We start from the raw sequence: 24,311 nt of genomic DNA, 5'->3' as shown, positions 1-24,311 counted from the left end.
TCTTCCCATCTCTCTCAAAAGTTAGATGATTTGGCTTGGAAAAATTAATATAAGTTCAGTAACACATGGATAAATTTATCCATGTTTTGAATGAAATTAACCTAATTTTTTGGGCAAATTAAATTAGATAAAATTTAAATTTTAAAATAAAACCAGGTGATAAAATGATTAATAATACGACCGTAAAAATTCGGGTTGAACAAATTTGGGAATTGAATCGTCGTCACAAGTTTGTAATTCTCGCCCCTCCAATAATTTCACAAAAACAATTCACTAACCTTTCCTAGGAGAAAGTCATGAAACTTGCAAATTTCCTTTTAGTAAGTTTGATATTGATTGCAAATTTATTGTTTGCTCAACCTTCATGGGCTGACAAGCCAAGTTTTCTCAAAAATCCTGACTATATTGAGGTAAATCAAAGTCTTAATGCCTTGAAGATGGCGCAAGAGACACAAGCTCAAACCGAAAATTATAACCCTGAGCAAATCCAAAACAAAATCGATGAACTAGAGTTTCAAAAATATGCTCTAGAGACCGGAATCAACTGGGGGCAGTGTGAAAATGCAACGGGAAAAACACTCGCTGTCTATGGGCCACAACCTAAGTTTGATGATGATGATGACGAAGAAGATTACCCCTATGCTAATGGCCTATATTTCTTAGCTGATGGTCAGACAACCAAAAATAAATGGGATTGTCAGGGTGTTTATCTACCCAGTGATGCCCAAACAACGATAAGCTCTAACGGACAGAATGAAGAATTAGCAGGGCCTGCTGCAATCAAGGTGGTTGATGGAACTCAGTTAATCGTGAGAACTAATGCAGACACCGGTGCGATAGAATTCAGCATCCCTCCCACTCAAATCCTCAAAACGGGTGAAGCTAACTGGTTTATTCCCAAAGTGTCACAAGCCGTGATCGATACACGCGTTGCTAATGCGCCGACGGCTAAAAAATTGAAGGGAGATAATTTAGTGGTTATGACCACCAACCCCGAAAAAAATGTCGTAGAATCCAATAATTCTCCGAACACGCAAGGACAGAGCAAGTCCCCGGAACAGGCGAAGGCTCAACCCGAAGCCTCATCCGTTGCGCCGAAACCTAGCTATCTCAACAGGCGTTGAATCGTCTAGTCTGAACGGTTCTCCCTCGCTTCTCATCCTCACTTTCATCTCCGATTGCAACCTGAAAAATGAGAAATTCTCACTCCCTGCAAGTTCACCCTTTTTGAGGTGGAGATGAGAGCGAGGAGATTGAGGGGAATCAAAATTTATCAAGCAACAGCCTCTGAATAAAAATAATATTGAGGCTCTCTAGTTGTTTTAGTTGTACATCTGAGCGAGAATAAGGGGTGTTATTGATGCAGTTACAATTCAAACCAACCAAAGTAGAGACTAAGGCCACCACGGTAGATACAAAATCTCAAGAGATAGAAACCAAGCAACAAGGACGACGAAATCCTTCGCGAGTGCGAGATCACTTAGCGAACGAACGCACTTACTTAGCATGGATACGCACTGCGATCGCTATGATGGGTTTTGGCGTTGTCATCGTTCGCCTTCGTCACTTTCAACCTCCCTTGATTCCCCGTCCCGGCACGGGATGGAAATTAGGTTTGCTCTTCTCATTGGTGGGTCTGCTCACGGTGTTACTCTCAACCCAGCACTACTTTTCCGTTCGCCACGATATCGACGAAGATACCTATGAACCATCTGACCGTTGGCTACTTCTGTTCAGCCTTGCCGTCACCATCTTGGGAGCTGGTGTCATCTATTTTGTGTTTACAGCCCCCCTCAACCCTATGTTGTTGAATGCTGCATTTGAATAACAAACCTTAAAGTCGATTAGTTAGAGGAGAATGAGGGGAATACGGCTGCTATTCAAGGTTTTGTTACCCCACTAGGAGCCAGCAAAGCGGGTTATATGGATATTTATAGGGGCTATGTTTATACCTAATCTGAGTTGTAAACCCCTTTTTTAAGCGTTTAAAGCATCTCTTCCCCATCCTCATAGGACCTCCGGCTGCACCTTTGGGCCATAACGGGGTTATCGAAACGGTGGGCTATTACTTGGGGATTTTCCCCGTGTGTTGTGCCTGAATCTTAGGCAGACTCAAACGTAGTACACTCGAAACGCGAACGTACAGAGTGTTTTCTCCAAAATGGGCACTTTTTTATAGGAATCTCGGCTCTACCCCCTCATGAGTGACTTTGGGACAGCTATCACTGAAGGGATCACAGCCTTCGCCGCCACTAATATTGATGACATCGTTATCCTGCTGGTATTTTTTACTCAAGTCGATGCTAACTTCCGGCGTCGTCATATTGTAGTGGGTCAGTACCTGGGTTTTACAGTCCTCATCCTCGCCAGCTTACCGGGGTTTTTTGGTGGCTTGGTGGTATCCCGCGAATGGATTGGATTACTCGGACTTCTACCCATTGCCATTGGCATCAGGCAACTGGTGACTCGGCAAAAAGACGATACACCGCAGGTGCAAACGGTAACCCCTAATTTTGAGCCGTCTTCACCTCGTAACCCGCTAATCTCCTTCCTCTCAAGTGTGATTTCTCCCCCAACGTATCAAGTGGCGGCGGTAACGTTTGCCAATGGGGGTGACAATATCAGCATCTACATTCCGTTGTTTGCCGGGAGTAGCCTCCTCAGGCTGGGAGTGATTATCATTGTCTTTTTTTTGATGGTAGGCGTTTGGTGTATTTGCGCTTACCAATTAACGCGTCAACCGAACATTGCTCAGGTTTTGAGTCGCTATGGTCATGCCATTGTCCCTTTTGTCTTGATTGCCCTAGGTCTATTTATCATGTACGAGCGAGGCACCTTTAGTCTCCTGCCGTGGCTGAGAGCCTAAATCCCCCTCCATCACAAGGGGTATGGCTTTACGCCACCTAGGAGTGAACCTATTGCCTCTCTATCTTGCGTGAAAGATCTTGCGTAAAAGAAAAAGCTGGGCAACCACAACCGCCAATGAGGTGAGGAGATTGCCTCTAGAGATGCTGTGTGTCAGTCCTCACCCCCAATCCCTGGTTATGTACTAGACGTTTACTGACTCTCTCGATTAAACTACGGTAAGTATATCGGGATAACGCAGTTCGATGGAAAAGGCCAAAACAGTCATTGACGAGCTTCCTTTCGTAGGACAGGGGGCTTCCGAGTCGTTACAACAGCTCGTGCCAGAGGAATTCAGCCTCAAAGTTTGGTTGAAAAAGCTCAGAGGCGGATTCCTTTTGGTACTTGGATTTTTGCTTTCACCCCTATCATTTTGGAATGACCTGTTTTTTAACCTGCCCATTGCTTATGGCTTTGGGTATATCTGTAGTTGGTTTAACCCCGATTTACTCCTGCCTTGCGCGATCGCAGGATATTGGATTTCAAATATTTTAGGGATTCTCTTAATGCAAGTAGGGGCTGTGGATGTTTTTCAGGAGCAACCCAAAGATCGTAACTTGAAAAAAGAGTTATTAATGGGTTTAGTTTCCTCAGCCGTTTACACTCTTGTGATTTTGGCTTTGATTCAGTTTAAAATTCTAGAAGCTCCCGTTCTCTTCTCTGGTGTTTAATCAGGATTAAAAGTAGCAATTCAATAATCCTAATATATTTATAGCGGTTCTCGAATAACTGAGATACACCACAAGCCCTTGACTGCTGTTTACTTAATGCTGTTGATGTATTTCATCTATTTGAGAAAGGCTATATATTGGGAAGTTTAGCCTTAGGCAGAAATCACTTATTCTTGACTAAGGCTATTTTATTGTGATGCCAACAGGAGTTACTACCTCGATAAACTTTTTAAAGTCATTCATCAACTAGGGTCTCAATCCGCCGCATCAACCGATTATGACATCAAAAAAAGCTCTCTACAGAGCAGTTCGATTCCTTCTAATCTTATCGCTGGCAGTTATCATTTTCTCACCTTTCGTAATTGTCAATGCTGGAGAACGAGGTGTCCTAATGCAGTTCGGCAAAGTGCAGGACACAGTACTCGGAGAAGGAATTCACCTGATAATCCCTATCGTTAATACTGTGAAAAATTTGAGCGTTCGCGTACAAAAGCAGGAAATTGCTGCCGAAGCCTCCTCGAAAGACCTTCAAGAAGTTTTCACCGATGTCGCTCTCAACTGGCATATTATCCCAGAAAAAGTTAATGCGACTTTTCAGCAAATTGGGGACGAGAGAGCTATCGTCGAGCGAATTATTAACCCAGCCGTAGAAGAAGTACTAAAAGCTGTCATAGCCGAGTACACAGCTGAAGAAATTATTACCAAGCGCGGAGAAGTCAAAGCGGGTGTAGATGAATCATTAATGACAAGACTCAATAATTATCACATTGATGTCGATGATATTTCTTTGGTACATGTTCACTTCTCTCCGCGATTTAGTGATGCCGTTGAAGCGAAACAAATTGCCGAGCAAGAGGCTAAGAAGGCAGGGTTTGTCGTGTTAAGGGCTATAAAAGAGGCAGAGGCTAAGGTGAATTTAGCACGCGGAGAAGCTGAAGCGCAAAGGTTGCTGCGTGTGACTTTAACTCCAGAGATACTGCACAAACAAGCCATAGATCGCTGGGATGGAAAACTACCCTTGGTTGTGGGCAAGGGAGGTGTCAAATTGTTAGATTTAAGCCAATTCGTTAAAAATTCCGAAAAGTGAGTTTCAATCAGATGTAACCAAAATTATCAAAGCTGAGAAGCACCTTTTTCAAGCTCTAATATTTTTCCAACAAAGTAAAATAAACCGACTATTTTTCCCAATTACTATGGGTTGAAATACACTGATAAAATAAAGTATAAAATTATAACATTTTTGGCGTTGATATATCAGTTTTTTTTGGCTGCTCGAAGTTCCTTGAATCCCACATGATGAGCGCGGGATTAGTGGAGTCATTTTTTTTCCCTGCTGCTCGAAGTTCCTTGAATCCCACATGATGAGAGCGGGATTAGGGAGTCAGTTTTTTTTCTTGCGGCTCGAAGTTCCTTGAATCCCACATGATGAAAGCGGGATTAGGGGAGATTGTTCCAAGCTTCCATATAAGGCATCGTGGCTTGCTTTTAATAGCACAAGAATTAAAGATTCGATGAACTTTACGGCTCAAACATAATAAGAGTTGATGAAATTACTCTAACTCTTGCCAATTAGACAAGAAGCCGAATAAGATTTTAATAACATTTTATACCCGTAAGTCGCTCGACTTACCGTAGATTGAATCCACCGAAGCTTTGTTACGGACAGAAGCGCGTGAACTCACGCAAAAGGGCTGTGTCTACTACCAACGTCTTGCTTGTCGGCGTAGCTGTATTTTCGCAGAAACGCTAAAGCGGACTACCAGTGTGAAGCGCATCTATCCGAAGAAATATCGCTTTCACACTCTCACCCTCTAAGGCAGAACAGCTTGTATGCATTACTTCTTACTACCGCTCTTAAGTTTCTTAGTTGGCATCGTCGTTGGATTAACGGGAGTAGGCGGAGCATCCCTCATCACTCCGATGTTGATTTTCCTGTTCCAAGTTCCACCTTCGATCGCGGTTAGCTCTGATGTAGTGGCAGCTACATTAATGAAGGTTATTGGCGGCGTCAAGCACTGGCGGCAGCAAACCCTTGACCTGCAAGTAGTCAAATGGCTGGCTTTGGGGAGTGTACCCGGTTCACTGACGGGAGTCGGGATTTTATATCTGCTCCAGCATATGGGAGGCATTAACCTGGATTACATCCTGCTCCGCTTGATCGGTGCCATGATGTTAGTCGTCACGGTGTCGGCACTGGCGCAGTTACTGCTCAAGACGTTTGTGCCAAAGTTAAAGTTACCTGAACTGCCCAAGTTTGACTTAAAAACGAAGTCGGGTCGTCTTCAAACCGTCAGTGTGGGTGCCGTTTTAGGTTGTATGGTGGGTTTAACGAGCGTATCCTCCGGTTCGATGTTTGCGCTGGTGCTGATCGCCTTTTTCCGCCTTGACTCTCGGAAGTTGGTGGGTACCGATATTTCACAAGCCGCTATTTTGTTGCTGTTTACTTCCCTGGGACACCTCACGCTGGGGACGGTTGACTGGAGTTTGGTATTACCCATCTGGTTGGGTACAGTACCGGGTGTATTAGTGGGTGCGAAGCTGTGCAAAATCACCCCTCAACGGACTCTCCGCTTTGTGATTTATTCCATCCTATTAATGGTGAGTTGGAAGTTGGTCTATCAAGCCTAAATGGGGAATTAAGATTTTGATATAGGACGTTTGGCCTGCGGCTATGGCGATTCCTCATCACTAAACTCACCATTCTGCCAGGGCGATCGCAATTCCTTGTTTTAGAGCCGGTGTTAGGTTCTCGTCAATCGCCAACTGTTCTAACTGCTGATAAGCCGTAGGGAAGTTTTTCAAAGCGGCGATCGCATGGAGTCTGGTACTGTCCGCCGGATCTGCCAATAATCCTAACAATGCATCTATGGCACTTTGTTCTCCTAAGTGACCCCAGGCTTGTGTCAGCGCTTGTCTGACAGGAATAGACTGGGCGGCTGAGTGTTCTGAATGGAAGAAATCGAGGAGAATCTGAGCCGCTCTAATTTTAAGCCCTGGTTGTTCTACGCGTCCCAGTACTGTGATAATTTCCTGCACGCCTTCCACCGATACAACCGCCAGTGCGTGCTCTAAATAGTCTAAAGCTTTAGTTGTTTCTACCCAGCCCAAGGCACGGATGAAGTTGATTTGTAAAGGAACAGGTGTTGCGGGGGATTGAATCACCTCAAATAGTGCCTCAGCCGCCTCATCAGTTTTTGAGCGTCCTAATGCGATCGCCGCTTGCTGGCAAACGTCTCGATTGAAGTCATAAAGTAAAGGTTGCAGACGATTGAGTAAATCTAATTCTGCCCACAAATCGGAGCGCAAGCCTAAACCCGCTACAGCGTCTTTTCTCACCATGGCTGCACTATCCTCCAACGCTTCAAGTAGAATAGGTGGAATTCTGGAGTCATGGAAACTGCTGAGGGCTTCAATCGCTGTAGAACGTACTGCCACCTGGGAGTCGTGAACCACACTCAGCAGGGGTTCAATAATTTCTGGACGGCGGATTTGGGAGAGTGCAGTTGTTGCTAACAACCTGGTTTCTGGATCGAGTAATAGATCCGCCAAACCGTTAACGGCTGAGTTCCCCAAACTCGAAAGGGCATTAGTTGCCATGAGCGCTAAGTCTTCATCCTCAGCCGTTCTGAGCAAATTAACCAAAGTAATTATCACAGTGGGATGATTAAATTCTGCCAAGATGCGACCCGCAAACCAGCGCGCCTCCATCTCCGCTTCGTCATCTTCTAAAATTTCAATTAGGGGTGCGATCGCTCGTTCTCCCAGTTTAGGAAACAGTTTAGCCACCTCCCAGCGTTCTCGAAAATCTCCTGCATCGAGAACCTCTAAAGCCAAATTCAGGACTTGCTCTAAATCTGTCTCATTGAGAGTGGCTGATTGAGCATCCACCTCTGTGGCGTTCGTACCCAATGGCAGGTGCTGTAAGCATTGGTTGAGCAATGACCAATTTCCTTGATGTGCCGCAGCAGTCGCTTGTTGTAAAAGCTCTAACATTATCTATTTTTTGGTTTTGGCGAGATTAATTCTACCCAATCCAAAATCCAAAATCTAAAATCCCATTGTCAAAGCTTGTCCCCGCCTTGGAATAACCCTTTGCCATTGAGCAGTTGCCCACTTGTGACAGTACCCCAACTCATAGCAGATACCACCTGCATGACAATCAGCATTAGGATGGCGCATACAGCAATCAGGAGACTACAGGTAACGATGGCCAATTCTTCTGAGACAATAGCTGATGTTTGTTTAGCTTGTCTCCGCCTGGAACTTACTATTAAATAAGTTTGCTTGAGACTTTGATCTGAAGTTGATGTTGGGTCAAACATGTTGGCTTTGATCACAATTATAAATTATCAAACCGAGCGTCTATTTATCTTTAATCACTCGCTTAAATGGCTTGTAGATATTTGTAGACAATTGGACAGATAGTGGTAAAAGCTTGAATTAAATTCCTGATAGTTGTAAAGTTTGAGTTAAACTCCTAGGTAAAGATACGCAATTTTTGGGTTTGTTAAATTAACGAATTTAAGCTTAGGCTCATATTCTATGAATAATTGCTCAGTCTAAAGTTAAGCCATTATGCTGAATTAAACTCCGCATAATGGCTTAACCTGATGCTGCTCAAATCCTATTTTAAATTCAGGTCATAATGCCCCTAGTGTGTCAAGAGGGGAGGCAGCCCTAGGGGAGGTAAGTCAACGATCAGCTAATCGCCATTCCAGTTGCAGGGTAAGAAAATGGGAAGCTGGGGAGGCTGGGGGAGAAGATGATGCAATTTCAACGCACATCAGCTTAGCGTCAGCGCACCTGAAGGAGCCAGCACAGATTGCCGTAATCCCAAGATGGGCGTCAATGAAAAAGCGCCTGGGAGTCTTGCCGTGTTTCGACCCCAAGCGCTTTTTCGTTGTAACTTTAATCTCCTCACACAAGAGTAACTATATCCCTTCCCCTGCCGCTGCCGGATTCAAGGACGTGACACTTTAGGAAGTGACACTCACCCGACAAAAGGCAATCACCTAGAACCAAGGCCCTGCCACCTATTTGCCTTTAGTGGCAATCTCTCCATAAATCTTAATAAAAATTTTCACTTGAGCGTGTTTAGTAACTGATGGGGAGGAAAAAGGCTAGATTTGACAGCCCATCTAACTTTTGAGCCTTGATTGGATCGACCTTAGGGCTGAATATAGTGTTCTCATTCCCCCCTTTATGTTCAAACTGCATAGCAATTATGCTTTTTCTTCATAAACTGAAACATATTGTAACTGAAGATACAAATTCTCCCATGGAGCGCAAATAACCTTATCTGCAATCAGTAAATTAAAGAGCAATCGAATTAGCGCTCTGGAAGACCTTGGGAACATTGGAGCGCTACCCCGAAGAGGAAAAACCTATGACAAGCGCAACCAAGCCAGTGGCCAGTCTCAACAAATTTGAAAAATTCAAGGCAGAGAAAGATGGTCTTGCGATTAAGTCAGAGTTAGAGCAATTTGCCCAACTTGGCTGGGAAGCGATGGATGAAACGGATCGCGAGCATAGACTCAAGTGGCTCGGAGTCTTCTTCCGCCCCGTGACTCCAGGCAAGTTTATGGTGCGGATGCGTTTAGCGAACGGTATTCTCAGCAGTACTCAAATGCGAGTGTTAGCTGAAGTGGTGCAACGCTACGGTGAAGACGGCAGTGCTGATATTACCACGCGGCAAAACATTCAGCTACGGGGTATCCGAATTGAAGATATCCCAGATATTTTTACACGATTTGAGCAAGTGGGTTTGACCTCGGTGCAATCGGGGATGGACAACGTCCGTAACATTACAGGTTCGCCCGTGGCTGGAATCGATGCCGCTGAATTGATTGATACGCGGGAGTTGGTGCAACAGGTTCAAGACATGATCACCAACCAAGGCAAAGGGAACCCAGAGTTTACCAACCTACCCCGGAAATTCAATATTGCGATCGCAGGCGGTCGTGACAACTCCGTTCATGCGGAAATTAACGACCTCGCCTTTGTCCCGGCTTATCAAGACGGCATTTTAGGCTTTAACGTAGTCGTGGGCGGCTTCTTCTCTGCCAAACGCTGTGATGCCGCGATTCCCCTACATGCCTGGGTGACGCCTGACGATGTTGTGGATGTATGTCGCGCCGTCTTGGAAGTTTACCGCGACCACGGTCTGAGAGCGAATCGCCAAAAAGCGCGGCTGATGTGGCTGATTGACGAATGGGGTATCGACAAGTTTCGCCGTGAAATCGAAAATGCCCTAGGACGAACCCTGCAACCAGAGGCAGAAAAAGACGAATTCGATTGGGACAAGCGGGATCATCTGGGTGTCTTTCCTCAGAAGCAACCCGAACTCAACTACGTCGGTCTACACATCCCCATGGGACGCCTGTATGCCCAGGATATGTTTGACCTGGCAAGAATTGCTGAAGTCTACGGCAATGGCGAAATTCGCCTCACCGTTGAGCAAAACGTGATTATTCCCAACGTTCCTGATTCTCGCTTAGACACTTTCCTTGCTGAACCCTTATTAGAACGGTTTTCCATTAACCCTGCCTCCCTGACGCGAGCTTTAGTATCTTGCACCGGCGCTCAATTTTGCAACTTTGCCTTGATTGAAACCAAAAATCGGGCATTGACCCTGATTAAGCAGTTAGAAGCCGAACTCGACTTGCCGCGTCCGGTGCGAGTTCACTGGACGGGTTGCCCCAACTCCTGCGGTCAACCGCAAGTGGCAGACATTGGTTTAATGGGCACCAAGGTTCGTAAAGACGGCAAAGCGGTTGAAGGCGTCGATTTATATATGGGCGGCAAAGTTGGGAAAGACGCCCACCTAGGTAGCTGTGTACAAAAGGGCATTGCTTGCGAAGACCTTAAACCCGTGTTGCACAAGTTATTGATTGAGCAGTTTAATGCCAAGCCGAAGCAAGCGGCGGTCGTGTTCTCCTAACTCAGCTCATCCTTAAGGACTCTTGACTTCCCAACCATGACGGATTGGGAATACCTCCAAGCTACTGAACAGCATCCAAGACTCTGCTATGACCAAATTTTCCAGACGGCAATTCATCATCACCGCAGGCGCAGCTACAGCCGCCTCTTTGTTCGTCCACGGCTGTTCTTCCGGCAGCAGCACCTCGAAATCCGATGCTAAAGGCTCATCAGCTAGCAGCACTGGCCCCGCTGCCAATGCACCGAAAGTAGAAACAACCCAAGCCAAGTTAGGATTTATTGCCTTAACCGATTCTGCCCCTCTGATTATTGCCAAGGAAAAGGGCCTCTTTGAAAAGTATGGAATGAAAGATGTCCAGCTAGAGAAGCAAAAGTCATGGCCTGTAACTCGTGATAACTTGAAACTCGGTTCCGCTTCCGGGGGTATTGATGGAGCACACATCTTAAGCCCGATGCCCTATCTGATTACCCTCAACGATAAGGTGCCGATGTATCTCCTAGCGCGGTTGAATACCAATGGTCAGGCCATTTCGGTTGCCAATACTTACAAAGACATGAAGGTGGCTTTGGACAGCAAGGGACTCAAACAAGCGGTTGACAAAGCCAAATCTGCAAATAAGCAACTCAAAACGGCCATTACCCTACCCGGTGGCACCCATGATTTATGGATGCGCTACTGGCTAGCCGCCGCTGGCATCGACCCGGATAAGGATGTGGTCAACGAACCCGTCCCACCCCCTCAAATGGTGGCGAATCTCAAAGTGGGGACGGTAGACGCCTTCTGTGTAGGTGAACCCTGGAACGCCCAACTGGTCAATCAAAAACTGGGCTACACTGCCCTCGTGACGGGAGAACTGTGGAAAGACCATCCAGAGAAAGCCTTTGCCATGCGGAAAGATTGGGTGGATAAAAATCCTCAAGCGACGAAGGCACTTTTGATGGCTATCCAGGAAGCACAGCAGTGGTGTGACAAGCCGGAAAACAAAGAAGAGATGTGCAAAATCGTCTCCGGTCGCAAATACTTCAATGTCGAGGCAACGGATATTCTAGGTCGGGCTAAAGGCACGATTGACTATGGCGATGGTCGCCCTGTGGTTGAGAATAGCCCTCTATTAATGAAGTTCTGGGCGGATAATGCTTCCTATCCTTACAAGAGCCACGATACTTGGTTTTTGACGGAAAACATCCGCTGGGGCAAGCTTCCCGCTGATACCAAGGTCAAGGAACTGGTCGATTCTATCAACAGAGAGGATTTGTGGAAAGAAGCGGCTAAAGCACTTGGTGTTGCCGATGCCCAAATTCCTACTAGCAGTTCTCGTGGGGTTGAGACATTCTTCGATGGCGTCAAGTTCGACCCAGAAAAGCCAGAAGAATATTTGAAGAGCCTCAAGATTAAGAAAGCCTAATCGCGGCAACGACCAAAACACGATATTTTCGCGTCTGGTAAAAAATCGAACCTTTTGCAATCAGCAATAGCGCTATAAGTCAACTGAGCATCGGATTTTAGGAGGCATTTACGGATGACCGCAAGGCTGGAACGGGGTACTAGACCCAAAGCAATTCAAACAACAATTGGTTCACTCATCCAGAAGCAAGGAAAAAATTTCATACCCCCGCTCATTGCGCTGGTCATTTTCCTAGCAATCTGGCAGATTCTGTGTTGGAGTCCTACCTCCAATTTACCCAGTCCGCTCAAAATGTTTACGGATACTTGGGACCCTTTTATCATCAATCCGTTCTTTGATAATGGTGAAACGGATAAGGGACTCGGTTGGCAAATCCTTTTCAGTTTAGGACGAGTGGGTCTTGGCTTCTCACTAGCGGCAATTGTGGGAATTTCATTGGGTATTGTGGTTGGAGCCAATGCCTTGATCTATCGGGCAGTCGATCCCATCTTTCAGGTGTTGCGGACTGTACCCCCCCTAGCATGGCTACCCCTTTCCCTGGCGGCGTTAAAAGCGGCAAATCCCTCAGCCATTTTCGTGATTTTCATTACCTCAATTTGGCCGATTATTATTAACACGACAGTAGGCGTACAGCAGATTCCTCAAGACTACAGAAATGTAGCTAGAGTATTACGTTTGTCTCGCAAAAAGTATTTCTTTAAAATTTTGTTTCCTGCCTCTGTTCCCTATATCTTTACTGGCTTAAGGATTGGAATTGGCTTATCATGGCTAGCCATTGTTGCGGCTGAGATGCTGGTTGGTGGTGTGGGGATTGGCTCCTTTATTTGGGACGCTTACAACACAACAACTAGTACGAATCTCAGTGAAATTATCCTCGCCTTGATTTATGTGGGTATTGTCGGTTTACTTTTGGATCGACTGGTAGCTTTCATCTCCCGACTGGTTCTTACCTCTGAACAGACAGAACAGAAATAGAGTTTTGACTTTCACGCAATGGAACAAGGGCATGATTACCTGGGTTTTGAATCAAGACATCTGCTAAACCCAACTCATGCATCGGTTCAAAACTGATTAGCTCAAAACTGCCTCCTGCAAAACTCAACCGCTATCACTCATCATTCCACCTAAAGCCATGTCTGTCTTTGTTGAAGTAGACCATATTGACCGGGTATTTTCCCTACCCAACGGCGGAAGTTATATTGCACTCAAGAATATTGAACTGAGGATTCGACAAGGTGAGTTTGTTACCTTAATCGGTCACTCAGGTTGTGGGAAATCCACGTTGTTGAATATCATTGCAGGTCTGGATAAACCCACGCGTGGCGGTGTGATTTTGGAAGGTCGGCAGGTGACTCAACCCGGCCCCGATCGCATGGTGGTATTCCAGAACTATTCCCTCTTACCCTGGCTAACCGTGCGGGAAAACATTGCCTTGGCAGTGGACGAAGTCATGGCGAATCGACCCAAGGGTGAACGTAAAGGCATTGTCGAACACCATATCGATTTAGTCGGACTGCGTCATGCCGCGAAGAAGCGACCGAGTGAGCTTTCGGGGGGGATGAAACAACGTGTGGCGATCGCACGCGCTCTCGCGATTCGCCCCAAGTTGCTGCTGTTGGATGAACCGTTTGGGGCGCTGGATGCCCTGACACGAGGCGGTTTGCAAGAGCAACTCATGAAAATTTGCGAAGAGAGCCAAGTTACCTGCGTAATGGTGACTCACGACGTGGATGAGGCACTCTTGCTATCCGATCGCATCGTCATGCTCACCAACGGGCCAGAGTCCCATATTGGGCAGATTATTGATGTAGAAATACCCCGCCCCCGCCATCGTCTGGAAGTGGTGAATCATCCCAGCTACTACCGCTTGCGGAATGAGATGATTTACTTCCTTAATCAACAGAAGAAAGCCAAGCAGCGCCAATCGAAGCAGCCACAAGTGGTCGCGCGCAATGGCTTAGAGAAAGTCAATCTGGAAATAGGCTTTATTCCCCTCACCGATTGTGCCCCCTTAGTCGTTGCTAAAGAGAAGGGATTTTTCGCCAAATACGGGTTAGAAGAAGTTACCCTCAACCGCGAACCCAGTTGGCAAGCGATCGCTAAAGGCATTGTTTCCGGACGTCTAGACGCCGCTCAAATGGTGGCTGGGATGCCCCTCACCCTGACGATTGGCGCAGGAAATAAAACCCCAGTTCCGGTAGTAACCGCCTTAACCCTGTCCCGCAATGGCAATGCAATTACCCTGAGTAAGCGCCTCTACGATCAGGGCGTTCGCACTCTGGCTGATTTCAAAGCGGCGATTCAAGCCACTCCCGATAAAGTTCACACCTTGGGCATGGTTTATCCCTCCTCCATGCACAACCTGATGCTGCGTTACTGGTTAGCTTCAGGCGGAATTGACCCGGATCAAGATGTGGCGTTGACGGTGATTCCCCCGCCTCAAATGGTTTCCAATTTAAAAGCTGGGAATATCGATGGATATTGCGTGGGTGAACCTTGGAACTCTCGCGCTGTCTACGAAAAACTAGGCTTTGTCATCGCCACGGATATGGAACTCTGGCCCGGACATCCGGAGAAAGTATTGGGTGTGCGCGAAGAGTGGGTGAACAAGTACCCTCAAACTCATATCGCCCTGGTGAAGGCGCTTTTGGAAGCCTGCGAATACTGCGATGACGCACGCAACCGGGAAGAGATTTTGGGCTTACTGACCCAAGAGCAGTACGTGGGTTCCGCCCCAGAATATACTCGCCCTGGCTTTATTGACCCTTACAATCGCGGTACTGGAGAACTCCCTCTACAACTACCCCGCTTCAACCAGTTTTATATAGATAAAACCAACTATCCTGACCAGATTGAGGGGTTATGGTTACTCACTCAACTCGCTCGTTGGGGGATTATCCCCTTCCCCAAAAACTGGGTCAACATTGTAGACCGAGTGCGGCGCATTGACTTGTTTGGTGCAGCAGCACGAGACTTGGGGTTCTCAGATATTGGGCATGATCGCGGCCCCATCCGGATGTTTGACGGCACCGTCTTTGATCCCGATGACCCGCTAGAGTACCTCAATAGCCTGGAAATCAAACGCCCCATTCGTGTCGAAGAAGTTGACATCGACTCTTTCGTTACTCCAGCCGCCTAAGGTTAGGGATGGAATAGAGAATTGCGCTTAACGTTTCCCTAGTCCCATTCCGCAATTAAAAACTTTATTTCCCTTTTCCTATTACCATCATGACTGGATTCAACGCTGATACTCTTCTCCCTCAAATCTCCCAGACCCAAAATCAAAAACCGAAGGGAGACCCCCTATTAGTCATTGAGGATGTTGCTAAGGTTTATCCCACGCCAGAAGGCAACCACACGGTTCTCAGTGGCGTCAACCTCACTGTTAATCAAGGCGAGTTTATTTGTCTGATTGGTCATTCTGGCTGCGGGAAGTCCACACTTTTGAACATGGTGGCAGGTTTCTCGCGTCCGACTTACGGGGAAGTCCTGCTCAAAGGTAAGCGCATCACCGAACCGGGTCCTGATCGGATGATGGTGTTTCAGAACTATGCTTTGCTGCCTTGGTTGAGTGCCTTTGAAAATATTTACTTGGCCGTGGATGCGGTTTATACCAACAGACCTCACTCTAAGAAGAAGGAGATGGTGTCTGAATTGCTGGAGATGGTGGGGCTGACCGAATCTGCGGACAAAAAACCCTCGCAGCTATCAGGGGGGATGAAGCAACGGGTGGCGATCGCACGCGCCCTAGCGATTCGTCCCGAAATCTTGATTTTGGACGAACCCTTCGGAGCCTTAGATGCGATTACGAAAGAAGAGTTACAAGAAGAACTACTGAAAATCTGGACAGAGTACAAAGTTACTGTCCTGATGATTACCCACGATATTGATGAGGCACTCTTCCTCGCCGACCGACTCGTGATGATGACCAATGGGCCAGCCGCTCATATTGGTGAGGTTCTAGAAATTCCCTTCCAACGCCCTAGAAATCGTGCTCGCCTGATGGAAAATCCTCAATACTACGAACTACGGAACTACGCTTTGGACTTCCTCTATCGCCGTTTTGCTCATACAGAGGTGGATTAACTCTCTATTTAGTTTTAGGTTCAGCTAGACATCAGAAGATTCATCTTGAGATCAGGGGTCGGAAAGCTTCGTCCCCTGCTCCTGCGTTGAAAAAGTTTAAGTTTTTTAGCACCAACCTTTAATCGTCTTGTTTATAAGTATTCCTGATGAGAAAGGTAGCAAATCCTGATTTGTCTACTCGCTTGTGCGATCGCTACTCCGTTTATTTCTCTCAACAGCGGTTTTCATGTATAAAATGCATGATTTCAATGCAATTCGTTGAAAACGCAAGCTATTTTGTAGCTAAAGATACTAATTTAAACCTTTAATCCTCATAGGGTAACTAAGAAGACGAATTGAGCAATGTTCCCTTGCCAAATCAACAGTTATTAGGGAGTCAGTACGCAAAAAAAAATGAATGCGGATGCGTTATTCAAGGGTCAATTTTGCTTTCGTCAACTTCGTCAAAAGGTCGATTTATTTCTGACCTTTAGGAATAAGCTAAGTCCATCTAAAGATAGAATCTCATAGTTGAGTGCAATTCTTTGTAGTAGAAGATACGAAACCATTCTCTAAAGCCAACTAGCCTAACAAGAAAAGAATTTTCTAACAATCACAGTGTTTTTGAGTTGCTGGATTTGATCGATTCAGCGGCACTCATTAGATTGCTCTCGTAGGTAGGCTCTCAAGGAGAAGCAACCCATGATAGACATAGCGAATCCGCAGGAAAGCTAAAACATCTTTGTAAACATTAAAAGCTAGACAAGATAGTGCAACAGTATGCCTATCGATCCCGTACTAGCCAGTCTTCAAATTGCTAAGACGTCTCACTAATCAAGTATTTCAGATTCACGGCTAGGAGAAAGCCTCATGCTTGCAGAATTATTTTCATTTCGCGATCGCTATCGCATCTTACACCTGAGCTGGTTTGCATTTTTTCTCACCTTTGTCTGTTGGTTTAACTTCGCTCCCTTTGCCACCACCATTCAAAAAGACCTCAATTTATCGCCAGATCAAATCAAGGTTTTACTCATCTGTAATCTGGCTCTGACCATTCCAGCACGGATCATCATTGGTATGCTGCTGGATCGTTTTGGGCCACGAGTTACCTTCTCAAGCATCCTGGTATTTACTGTTGTGCCTTGTTTTGCTACAGCTTTGTCTCAAGACTTTAACCATTTAGTCTGGAGTCGTTTGCTGATGGGTGTTGTGGGTGCTGGGTTTGTCGTAGGCATCCGCATGGTTTCGGAATGGTTTCCCCCGAAAGAGATTGGGATTGCTGAAGGGATTTATGGCGGATGGGGTAACTTTGGTGCCTTTGCAGCAGAGTTTGCTCTACCCGGTCTCGGTGTTGCGACGGCATTTCTAGCCGGTGGAGCGAGCAACTGGCGTTTCGCGATCGCGCTAAGTGGTGTGATTGCCGCTATCTATGGCTTCATTTATTTCAACAACGTCCAAGATACGCCCCCAGGCAAAGCCTATCGCCGTCCCAAGCGCAGTGGTGGCATGGAAGTGACCACGAGCAAAAGCTTTTGGGCGATGTGCCTGTCTAATTTTGGCTTGATTTTCGCCTTGGGTTTATTGGCATGGCGCTTAGCTCAACCCAAACTTCATTTCCTCAACACGACCCAAATGTTTGTAGCCTGGGGTCTGTTGGCGGCGCTATTTGCCTTCCAAACCTATAAAGCTTGGCAAGTTAACTCGGATGTTCTTAGGGGTGTTAAGACCTATTCGCCTGCTGAGCGCTATCAGTTCCGCCAAGTTGCTCTTTTAGAGTTTTGCTATGTGGTGACGTTTGGTTCTGAGTTAGCTGCCGTTTCTATGCTGCCTGCGTTTTTTGAGCATACATTTAGTCTCAATCATGTGACCGCCAGTATGATTGCCGCTAGCTATCCGTTCCTGAACTTGGTTTCTCGTCCCAGTGGCGGGTTGATTTCAGATAAGTTGGGCAGCCGCAAGTGGACGATGACGATAATCGCGGCGGGGGTTGGTGTTAGCTATCTACTGGCGCACAATATCAGTAGCAGTTGGCCGTTAGTTCTGGCGATCGCTGTCACCATGTTGTCTGCCTACTTTGCCCAAGCGGGTTGCGGTTCGACTTACGGAATTGTGCCTCTGATTAAGAAGGACATTACGGGACAAATTTCTGGCAATGTGGGCGCTTATGGGAATTTCGGCGGTGTCATTTTTCTCACGATTTTCAGCTTAACCGACGCACCAACCTTGTTTATCACGATGGGAATTTCTGCCCTAATCTGCTCTAGCTTGTGTGGCTTTTTCCTCAAGGAACCGAGCGGCTCCTTTGCTAGCCACCATGAGGGTGAAGAAGCAGAAATGGCAGTACCAAACCGGATTTTACTAGACCCACGTAAAAACTGAAGCGACATTGAATCGTGAATTACAAGGTATTGGGTGTGAAAGGTTCAACATCCAATACCTTATGCCTTTTGAGATTTAAGATTTTAGAGTACAACGAACAATCACTCGTTCCTGATTGGTAAATTCTATTTCACACAGGGGGAGGTAATGTGAAATAAGCATCAAGACTATGCAAAATTCTCATTATTATCAAAAAAATAGTAACTATATATACCAATTCACATGCTAAAGCCCCTTAATTTAAATTTGGATAATTTACTTATTCAATAAGGTATTTTTATGCTGTTCGTCTGATTTAGGTCTTGGCAAATCCGTATAAATTTATAGTCTTATTTGCAGTAATATAAGCGTAATATCCAACTAAAAATACTTCTAAAGATGGATTTAGAGAAATAAGGGCTTATTTAGTTTAGTTATTTGTATAAGTTGTAGCCAGGTTTACGAAATTAAGATTTCGAGTTATTTAATCTAAAAAGTAAGTTGTGTCCTAAGTGTTTTTGAAACAATAGAAACTCCTTTTTTAATAGCCAGATACTCAGATTAAAAAGCCACAAGAGGTGTAACCGATGACGACAACAATAGATAAAAAAGAAAAACTGAACAAAATTGAACAAGCCAAAGCTCAAAAACATCCTATATTGCTCAAACAAGAGCTGGAACACTTTGCCCGCCTTGGCTGGGAGGCAATGGATGAGTTCGAGCGTGACTTGGGGCTTAAGTGGTTAGGTTTTTTCCATCGCACGGTCACCCCCGGTAAGTTCATGATCAGGATGCGGATACCCAACGGCATTTTGAGTAGCGGTCAAATGCGCGTGCTGGCGGATATCGTGCAGCGCTGTGGACAAGCTTCAGGATTTCAGAACCAGGGCAACGCTGATATTACCACCCGACAAAACCTCCAACTGCGGGGCATCCGGATTGAAGACGTACCTTACATCTTTGATCGCCTGCTCAAAGCTGGCTTGACCTGCGTCCAGTCGGGTATGGACAATGTCCGAAATATTACGGGTTCACCCGTGGCGGGCATTGATGCGGATGAATTGATTGATACGCGGGGTTTAGTCCGCAATCTGCAAGATTTAATCACCAGTCATGGTGAAGGCAATCCCGCGCTGAGCAACCTGCCCCGGAAGTTTAACATTGCCGTTGCTGGGGGCCGTGACAACTCCGTCCATGCCGAACTCAACGATCTGGGCTATCTGCCTGCCTACAAAAATGGCAAATTAGGGTTTAACCTGATCGTCGGCGGATACTTCGCGCCCAATCAATATGTCACAGCAATTCCCCTCAATGCTTGGGTTCCTCCCGAAGATGTTGTCCCTCTTGCCGAGGCCATGTTGATTGTCTACAGGGACAACGGCCCAAGAGCGAATCGGCAAAAGTGCCGATTGATGTATTTGATCAACGAATGGGGACTAGAAACGTTTCGGGCGGAACTTGAAAAACAACTGGGACATCCCTTGGAAGCAGCGGCAGAAAAAGATGAAATCGATTGGGAAAAGCGCGACCACATCGGTGTCTATCCCCAAAAGCAACCTGGATTGAATTATGTGGGTCTTCACGTCCCCATCGGTCGCATCTATGCTGATGAAATGTTTGAACTCGCCCGGATGGCAGAAGTTTACGGGAGTGGCGAAATTCGTCTCACCGTTGAGCAAAACCTGATTATTCCGAACATTCCCGATTCACGCTTGGATCACCTCTTAAACGAGCCGCTCGTAAGAGAGCGTTTCACGATCAATCCCGAAAAATTGAACCGGGCGCTGGTTTCTTGCACAGGCAGTGAATTCTGCGGTTTCGCCATCATCGAAACCAAAAATCGCGCCCTCGCCCTGATTAAGGAACTAGAAGCCGAACTGGACATGCCTAAACCAGTGCGGATTCACTGGACTGGCTGTCCAAATTCCTGCGGTCAGCCGCAAGTCGCGGATATTGGCTTGATTGGCACGAAGACGCGCAAAGACGGTCAAACAGTAGAAGCTGTAAACATCTGGATGGGTGGCAAGGTAGGGAAGGATGCCCATTTAGGCCAAGAGGTGATGAAAAGTGTTGCCTGTGACGACCTCAAAGGCGTGTTGCGAGAGCTACTGATCGAACACTTCGCAGCTCGTCCCCGTGAGGAAGCAATGGTAGCAATGGCTTCTGTCTCTTGAACAGGGGAGAGTACTCTAAGTCAAAAGTCAAGAGCCAAAACATTTTTTTTAACTTTTGACTTCCTCCGCCTTACCCCTTCAAGAAGCCTAATGCAACAGGATTCAGAATTTTGAGAAGGTGCGATCGCTTATGACTAATGCAACGAAAACACAATGTCCTTACTGTGGTGTTGGCTGCGGTTTAGAAGTTTCACCCCCAGCGCAAGCGGGTAAACCAACCCATTGCGATAGTGAAGGGAGACCGATTTGGAAAGTACGGGGCGATCGCGAGCATCCCTCCAGCCAAGGTATGGTGTGCGTCAAAGGGGCGACCGTAAGCGAATCTCTGGACAAAGACCGACTGAAGTATCCCATGATGCGCGACTCCCTCGATCAGCCGTTCCGCCGCGTCAGTTGGGATGAAGCCTTCGATGCGATCGCCAATCGCATTCGCACCGTTCAAGTCACTCAAGGGACAGATGCCATCTGCATGTATGGTTCCGGTCAGTTTCAAACCGAGGACTACTACATTGCCCAAAAACTCTTGAAAGGGTGTCTCGGCACGAATAACTTCGATGCCAACTCCCGCTTGTGTATGGCCTCAGCCGTTGTCGGTTACATCCAAAGCTTCGGCTCCGATGGGCCTCCTTGTTGCTACGAAGACCTAGAGCTTACAGACTGCGCCTTTTTGATTGGCACCAATACGGCTGAGTGCCACCCCATTGTCTTCAATCGCCTGCGAAAATACCACAAACAAAACAAGAAAGTCAAAATGATTGTGGTTGACCCGCGACGGACGCCAACGGCTGAAGCCGCTGACTTACATTTGGCAATTCGACCGGGTACCGATATCGACTTACTCAACGGTATCGCCCATCTGTTGATGCGCTGGGGTCGCTTTGATGCTTTGTTTATTGATGAATGCACGACCGGCTTTTCCGACTATGCGGAGGTGATTCGTCACTATCCGCCAGAGTTAGTTGCCAAAAAGTGTGGAATTCGGCTGGATGAATTAGAAACTGCTGCCCGTTACTGGGGTGAGTCCCAGCGAGTCCTATCGTTATGGTCGATGGGAGTTAATCAATCCTCCGAAGGGACGGCAAAGGTGCGGACAATTATCAACTTGCACCTGATGACCGGAAACATTGGTAAACCGGGGGCAGGGCCATTTTCCCTCACGGGGCAGCCGAATGCCATGGGAGGACGGGAAGCGGGTGGACTTTGCCACATTCTGCCGGGATATCGCATTGTTAAGAATCCCGATCACAGACAGGAAGTAGAACAGTTTTGGGGTGTACCGGCGGGGAGAATTCCACCGAATCGCGGTCGCCACGCCTGGGAAATGATTACCGGATTGGAAACCGGGGAAGTTGGTTTGTTGTGGGTAGCGGCAACGAATCCCGCCGTGAGTATGCCAGATATTGAGCGGACTAAGGCGGCCTTGTTGCGATCGCCGTTTACCGTTAGTCAGGATGCTTACTACCCTACAGAAACGGCTACCTACGCTCACGTCCTGCTACCAGCAGCTCAGTGGAGTGAGAAAACGGGCACAATGACCAATTCAGAACGGGTCGTGACACTCTGCCCCAAGTTTCGCAACCCGCCTGGAGAAGCCAAAGCGGACTGGGAAATCTTTGCTGAAGTGGGGCGTCGGTTAGGCTTTGCTGAGCAGTTTGCGTTCAAAGACTCTGTTGAGGTTCGTGCAGAGTTTATTCAACTCACTCGCGGGCGCGTGTGTGAGCAGACGGGTATCAGCTATGAACGCTTGCAAGCGGAAGGGCCAATTCAGTGGCCTTGTCCAGAAAAGTTACAAGGTAGTAAGTTGCCGTTAGAAGGTTCCCAAGGGTTGAAGGTTGAAACAACCGCTTCTAAACCAGCCGCCCACAAGGGCAGCGCCCAACAACCTTCTAACCAAAAACGCCTCTACACCGATCTGCGCTTCCCTACTCCTGATGGACGTGCCCGGTTTGGCGCTTATCACTCACGAGGATTAGCAGAACCGCCCGATCCAAATTACCCGTTTGTCTTGACAACTGGGCGTGTTTATGGTCACTGGCACACCCAAACCCGCACGGGACGAATTCCCAAAATTGTGCAAATGCACCCCGATCCGTTTATTGAGATTCATCCCCGTGATGCCGAGAAATTGGGGATTCAGGATGAAACCTGGATTGAAGTGCGCTCGCGTCGTGGTATGGGTCGGTTCAAAGCGCAAGTGACAAAAGCGATCGCTCCGGGTACGGTTTTCGTCCCTATGCACTGGGGTGCTCTGTGGGCAGATAAGTCAGAAGCTAATGCTCTGACTCACCCAGAATCTTGTCCAGATTCCCTACAACCGGAATTGAAAGCCTGTGCGGTGCAACTGTCGCCTGTATCGGCTGAAACCCCTATGAGTAGTGAGTCATTTCAGCCCAGTTTAGGGGCTTGGTTTTCACCGTCCCTGTCTGTGTAAGACGCTCAGAAAAGCGATTGCTTCTGGCGTTGCCCTCGTAGGAGTTCCGGCTTGGGCAATCGCCTGAAGTTTTAGGATAATAGTTGACGTGAATGAGCCAGAAGTCAACTCTTTAATATCTAAAAATCCACAACTAAATGTCTCATTTCTTTCAATTTGAAGCCGACTTTGTAGAATCCTTACGCTGCATTCCCATGCAAGTGCGAATGAAATTAGACACTTGCGGAGTCAAACTTAAATTAACACATTGGAACCAATTTACTTTGCAAGAGCGTGAGGCATTGGTAGAGATGCCCTGCACCACAGCCGATGAAATCGAAACCTATCGGCAATATTTGCAAAACCGAGTGATCGAGCAGACGGGTTCACCGGCTTCCGAACTTCCCATAGAGCCTCATCCCGCCTGGATGGATGGCGCAACGGTTCCTGCCAGTATCCAGGAGAAAGCGCAAGAATTGGCTGTATCTATAACAGTTCAGAAGTGGGCAAAACTCAGCCCTGCCCAACGTTTTGCCCTCATTAAACTCAGCCGTCCCAGTCATGAAAACCACAACTTTTTACCAGCGCTGAAGGAGTTTCAACTCATTGAATGAATGGCTAGGAAATTGATATAGGCGATGAGTTAGCGACGAGATTCCTAATTCTCCAAACTCTACGGCTTACTCACCTGTTTCAATGCAGCTTCAAGATTATCGAGTTCAACACCACTGGAAATAACCTGATCATTCATGATCACGAAAGGAGTTCCTGTGACGCCTAGCTTTTCTGCCATTTCCACATCTTTCTGAATGGCCGCACTAGCTGCCTGACCATTTCGGTCTTGATCAAAGCGCTTGAGATCGAGGTTTAAAGCTTGAGCTGTTGCCACATAAAGCGGTTCTCCTAACTTCTGTTGGTTTTCAAACAAGGCATCATGAAACTCCCAGAATTTGCCTTGTTGACCCGCTGCCCAAGCCGCTTTTGCCGACGGCATCGCTTCTGGATGAATTTGAGTGAGGGGTAGATGTTTGTACACCAGGGTGACTTGATTCTGACGAGTTGTCATGAACTGTTTCAGCGTCTGATGAGCCTTAGAACAATAAGGGCATTGAAAATCTGAGAATTCCAGGAGTACAATTTTTTGCTCTTTGGCTCCCGTGGTTGGGGAGTCACCAATCACAGCTTTGGGATTGGACTTCATCTGTTCCAGAAAAGCTTTTTGTGCCTGTTGCTGTTGATCGGCTTGTTTTTGCTGGTAAGCTTGCAACGACTCCACCAGCACTTGTGGATTCTTGCGAATCACCTCTAAAACTTTGGCTTCTAAGTCTGAGTCGCTTGGCTTACTGTTGTCGGCTTTGGTTGGTGGCATTGAACAGCTAACCAG

18 protein-coding genes are annotated in these 24,311 nt (G+C 46.9%); 15 read left to right on the top strand and 3 right to left on the bottom strand.

The features are described 5' to 3' along the window. The first annotated feature begins 296 nt into the window (after positions 1-296). From NDI48_09705 to NDI48_09680, 6 genes are all read left to right on the top strand, one after another. Entirely contained in the window at positions 297-1,124 is an 828-nt protein-coding gene (locus NDI48_09705) for a hypothetical protein (protein ID MEP0831483.1), read from the top strand. Positions 1,125-1,360: 236 nt separating this feature from the next. After that, positions 1,361-1,828, top strand: coding sequence for a DUF202 domain-containing protein (locus NDI48_09700; GenBank protein ID MEP0831482.1), 468 nt, complete (start codon positions 1,361-1,363; stop codon positions 1,826-1,828). A 372-nt stretch (positions 1,829-2,200) separates the two neighbouring features. Continuing rightward, entirely contained in the window at positions 2,201-2,866 is a 666-nt protein-coding gene (locus tag NDI48_09695) for a cadmium resistance transporter (GenBank protein ID MEP0831481.1), read from the top strand. A 244-nt stretch (positions 2,867-3,110) separates the two neighbouring features. Further along, positions 3,111-3,575, top strand: coding sequence for a hypothetical protein (locus NDI48_09690; GenBank protein MEP0831480.1), 465 nt, complete (start codon positions 3,111-3,113; stop codon positions 3,573-3,575). A 277-nt stretch (positions 3,576-3,852) separates the two neighbouring features. Then, complete coding sequence (locus NDI48_09685) at positions 3,853-4,662, top strand: prohibitin family protein (protein MEP0831479.1); 810 nt, start codon at positions 3,853-3,855, stop codon at positions 4,660-4,662. 743 nt (positions 4,663-5,405) lie between these two features. After that, on the top strand, positions 5,406-6,203 hold the full coding sequence (locus NDI48_09680; GenBank protein ID MEP0831478.1) for a sulfite exporter TauE/SafE family protein: 798 nt from the start codon (positions 5,406-5,408) through the stop codon (positions 6,201-6,203). A 66-nt stretch (positions 6,204-6,269) separates the two neighbouring features. On the opposite strand, the gene NDI48_09675 is transcribed toward NDI48_09680, so the two are convergent. After that, complete coding sequence (locus tag NDI48_09675) at positions 6,270-7,568, bottom strand: HEAT repeat domain-containing protein (GenBank protein ID MEP0831477.1); 1,299 nt, start codon at positions 7,566-7,568, stop codon at positions 6,270-6,272. Positions 7,569-7,636: 68 nt separating this feature from the next. Then, the gene (locus NDI48_09670) at positions 7,637-7,912 is read right to left on the bottom strand and encodes a hypothetical protein (protein ID MEP0831476.1); all 276 of its coding nucleotides are present in this window, start codon (positions 7,910-7,912) and stop codon (positions 7,637-7,639) included. A 1,049-nt stretch (positions 7,913-8,961) separates the two neighbouring features. Between NDI48_09670 and NDI48_09665 the strand changes: the two genes are divergently transcribed. The 9 genes from NDI48_09665 to NDI48_09625 all read left to right on the top strand — a co-directional run bounded on the left by NDI48_09665 (position 8,962) and on the right by NDI48_09625 (position 23,541). Then, positions 8,962-10,515: a ferredoxin--nitrite reductase gene (locus NDI48_09665; GenBank protein MEP0831475.1), complete on the top strand. Its 1,554-nt coding sequence runs from the start codon at positions 8,962-8,964 to the stop codon at positions 10,513-10,515. Between the two features lie 88 nt (positions 10,516-10,603). Then, positions 10,604-11,920 carry an ABC transporter substrate-binding protein gene (locus NDI48_09660; protein ID MEP0831474.1) on the top strand — a complete coding sequence of 439 codons (1,317 nt, stop codon included), beginning with the start codon at positions 10,604-10,606 and terminating at the stop codon, positions 11,918-11,920. A gap of 114 nt (positions 11,921-12,034) precedes the next feature. Then, on the top strand, positions 12,035-12,895 hold the full coding sequence (gene ntrB / locus NDI48_09655; protein MEP0831473.1) for a nitrate ABC transporter permease: 861 nt from the start codon (positions 12,035-12,037) through the stop codon (positions 12,893-12,895). Between the two features lie 157 nt (positions 12,896-13,052). Further along, positions 13,053-15,059, top strand: a complete 2,007-nt coding sequence (locus NDI48_09650; GenBank protein MEP0831472.1) for a nitrate ABC transporter ATP-binding protein — start codon at positions 13,053-13,055, stop codon at positions 15,057-15,059. A gap of 89 nt (positions 15,060-15,148) precedes the next feature. Beyond that, entirely contained in the window at positions 15,149-16,006 is an 858-nt protein-coding gene (locus NDI48_09645) for a nitrate ABC transporter ATP-binding protein (protein MEP0831471.1), read from the top strand. A gap of 849 nt (positions 16,007-16,855) precedes the next feature. Continuing rightward, positions 16,856-18,364, top strand: coding sequence for a NarK family nitrate/nitrite MFS transporter (locus tag NDI48_09640; protein MEP0831470.1), 1,509 nt, complete (start codon positions 16,856-16,858; stop codon positions 18,362-18,364). A 566-nt stretch (positions 18,365-18,930) separates the two neighbouring features. Beyond that, the gene (locus NDI48_09635) at positions 18,931-20,517 is read left to right on the top strand and encodes a ferredoxin--nitrite reductase (GenBank protein ID MEP0831469.1); all 1,587 of its coding nucleotides are present in this window, start codon (positions 18,931-18,933) and stop codon (positions 20,515-20,517) included. Between the two features lie 130 nt (positions 20,518-20,647). Beyond that, positions 20,648-22,948, top strand: coding sequence for a nitrate reductase (locus tag NDI48_09630; protein ID MEP0831468.1), 2,301 nt, complete (start codon positions 20,648-20,650; stop codon positions 22,946-22,948). A gap of 137 nt (positions 22,949-23,085) precedes the next feature. Then, the gene (locus tag NDI48_09625; GenBank protein ID MEP0831467.1) at positions 23,086-23,541 is read left to right on the top strand and encodes a nitrate reductase associated protein; all 456 of its coding nucleotides are present in this window, start codon (positions 23,086-23,088) and stop codon (positions 23,539-23,541) included. Between the two features lie 59 nt (positions 23,542-23,600). On the opposite strand, the gene NDI48_09620 is transcribed toward NDI48_09625, so the two are convergent. After that, positions 23,601-24,296, bottom strand: coding sequence for a thioredoxin domain-containing protein (locus NDI48_09620; protein MEP0831466.1), 696 nt, complete (start codon positions 24,294-24,296; stop codon positions 23,601-23,603). Positions 24,297-24,311 lie beyond the last annotated feature (15 nt).

Source organism: Microcoleus sp. AS-A8, from assembly GCA_039962225.1.
Lineage (GTDB): Bacteria > Cyanobacteriota > Cyanobacteriia > Cyanobacteriales > Coleofasciculaceae > Allocoleopsis.
The sequence above is the reverse complement of the archived record's forward strand: the minus strand, read 5'-3'. Positions and strand labels throughout refer to the sequence as shown.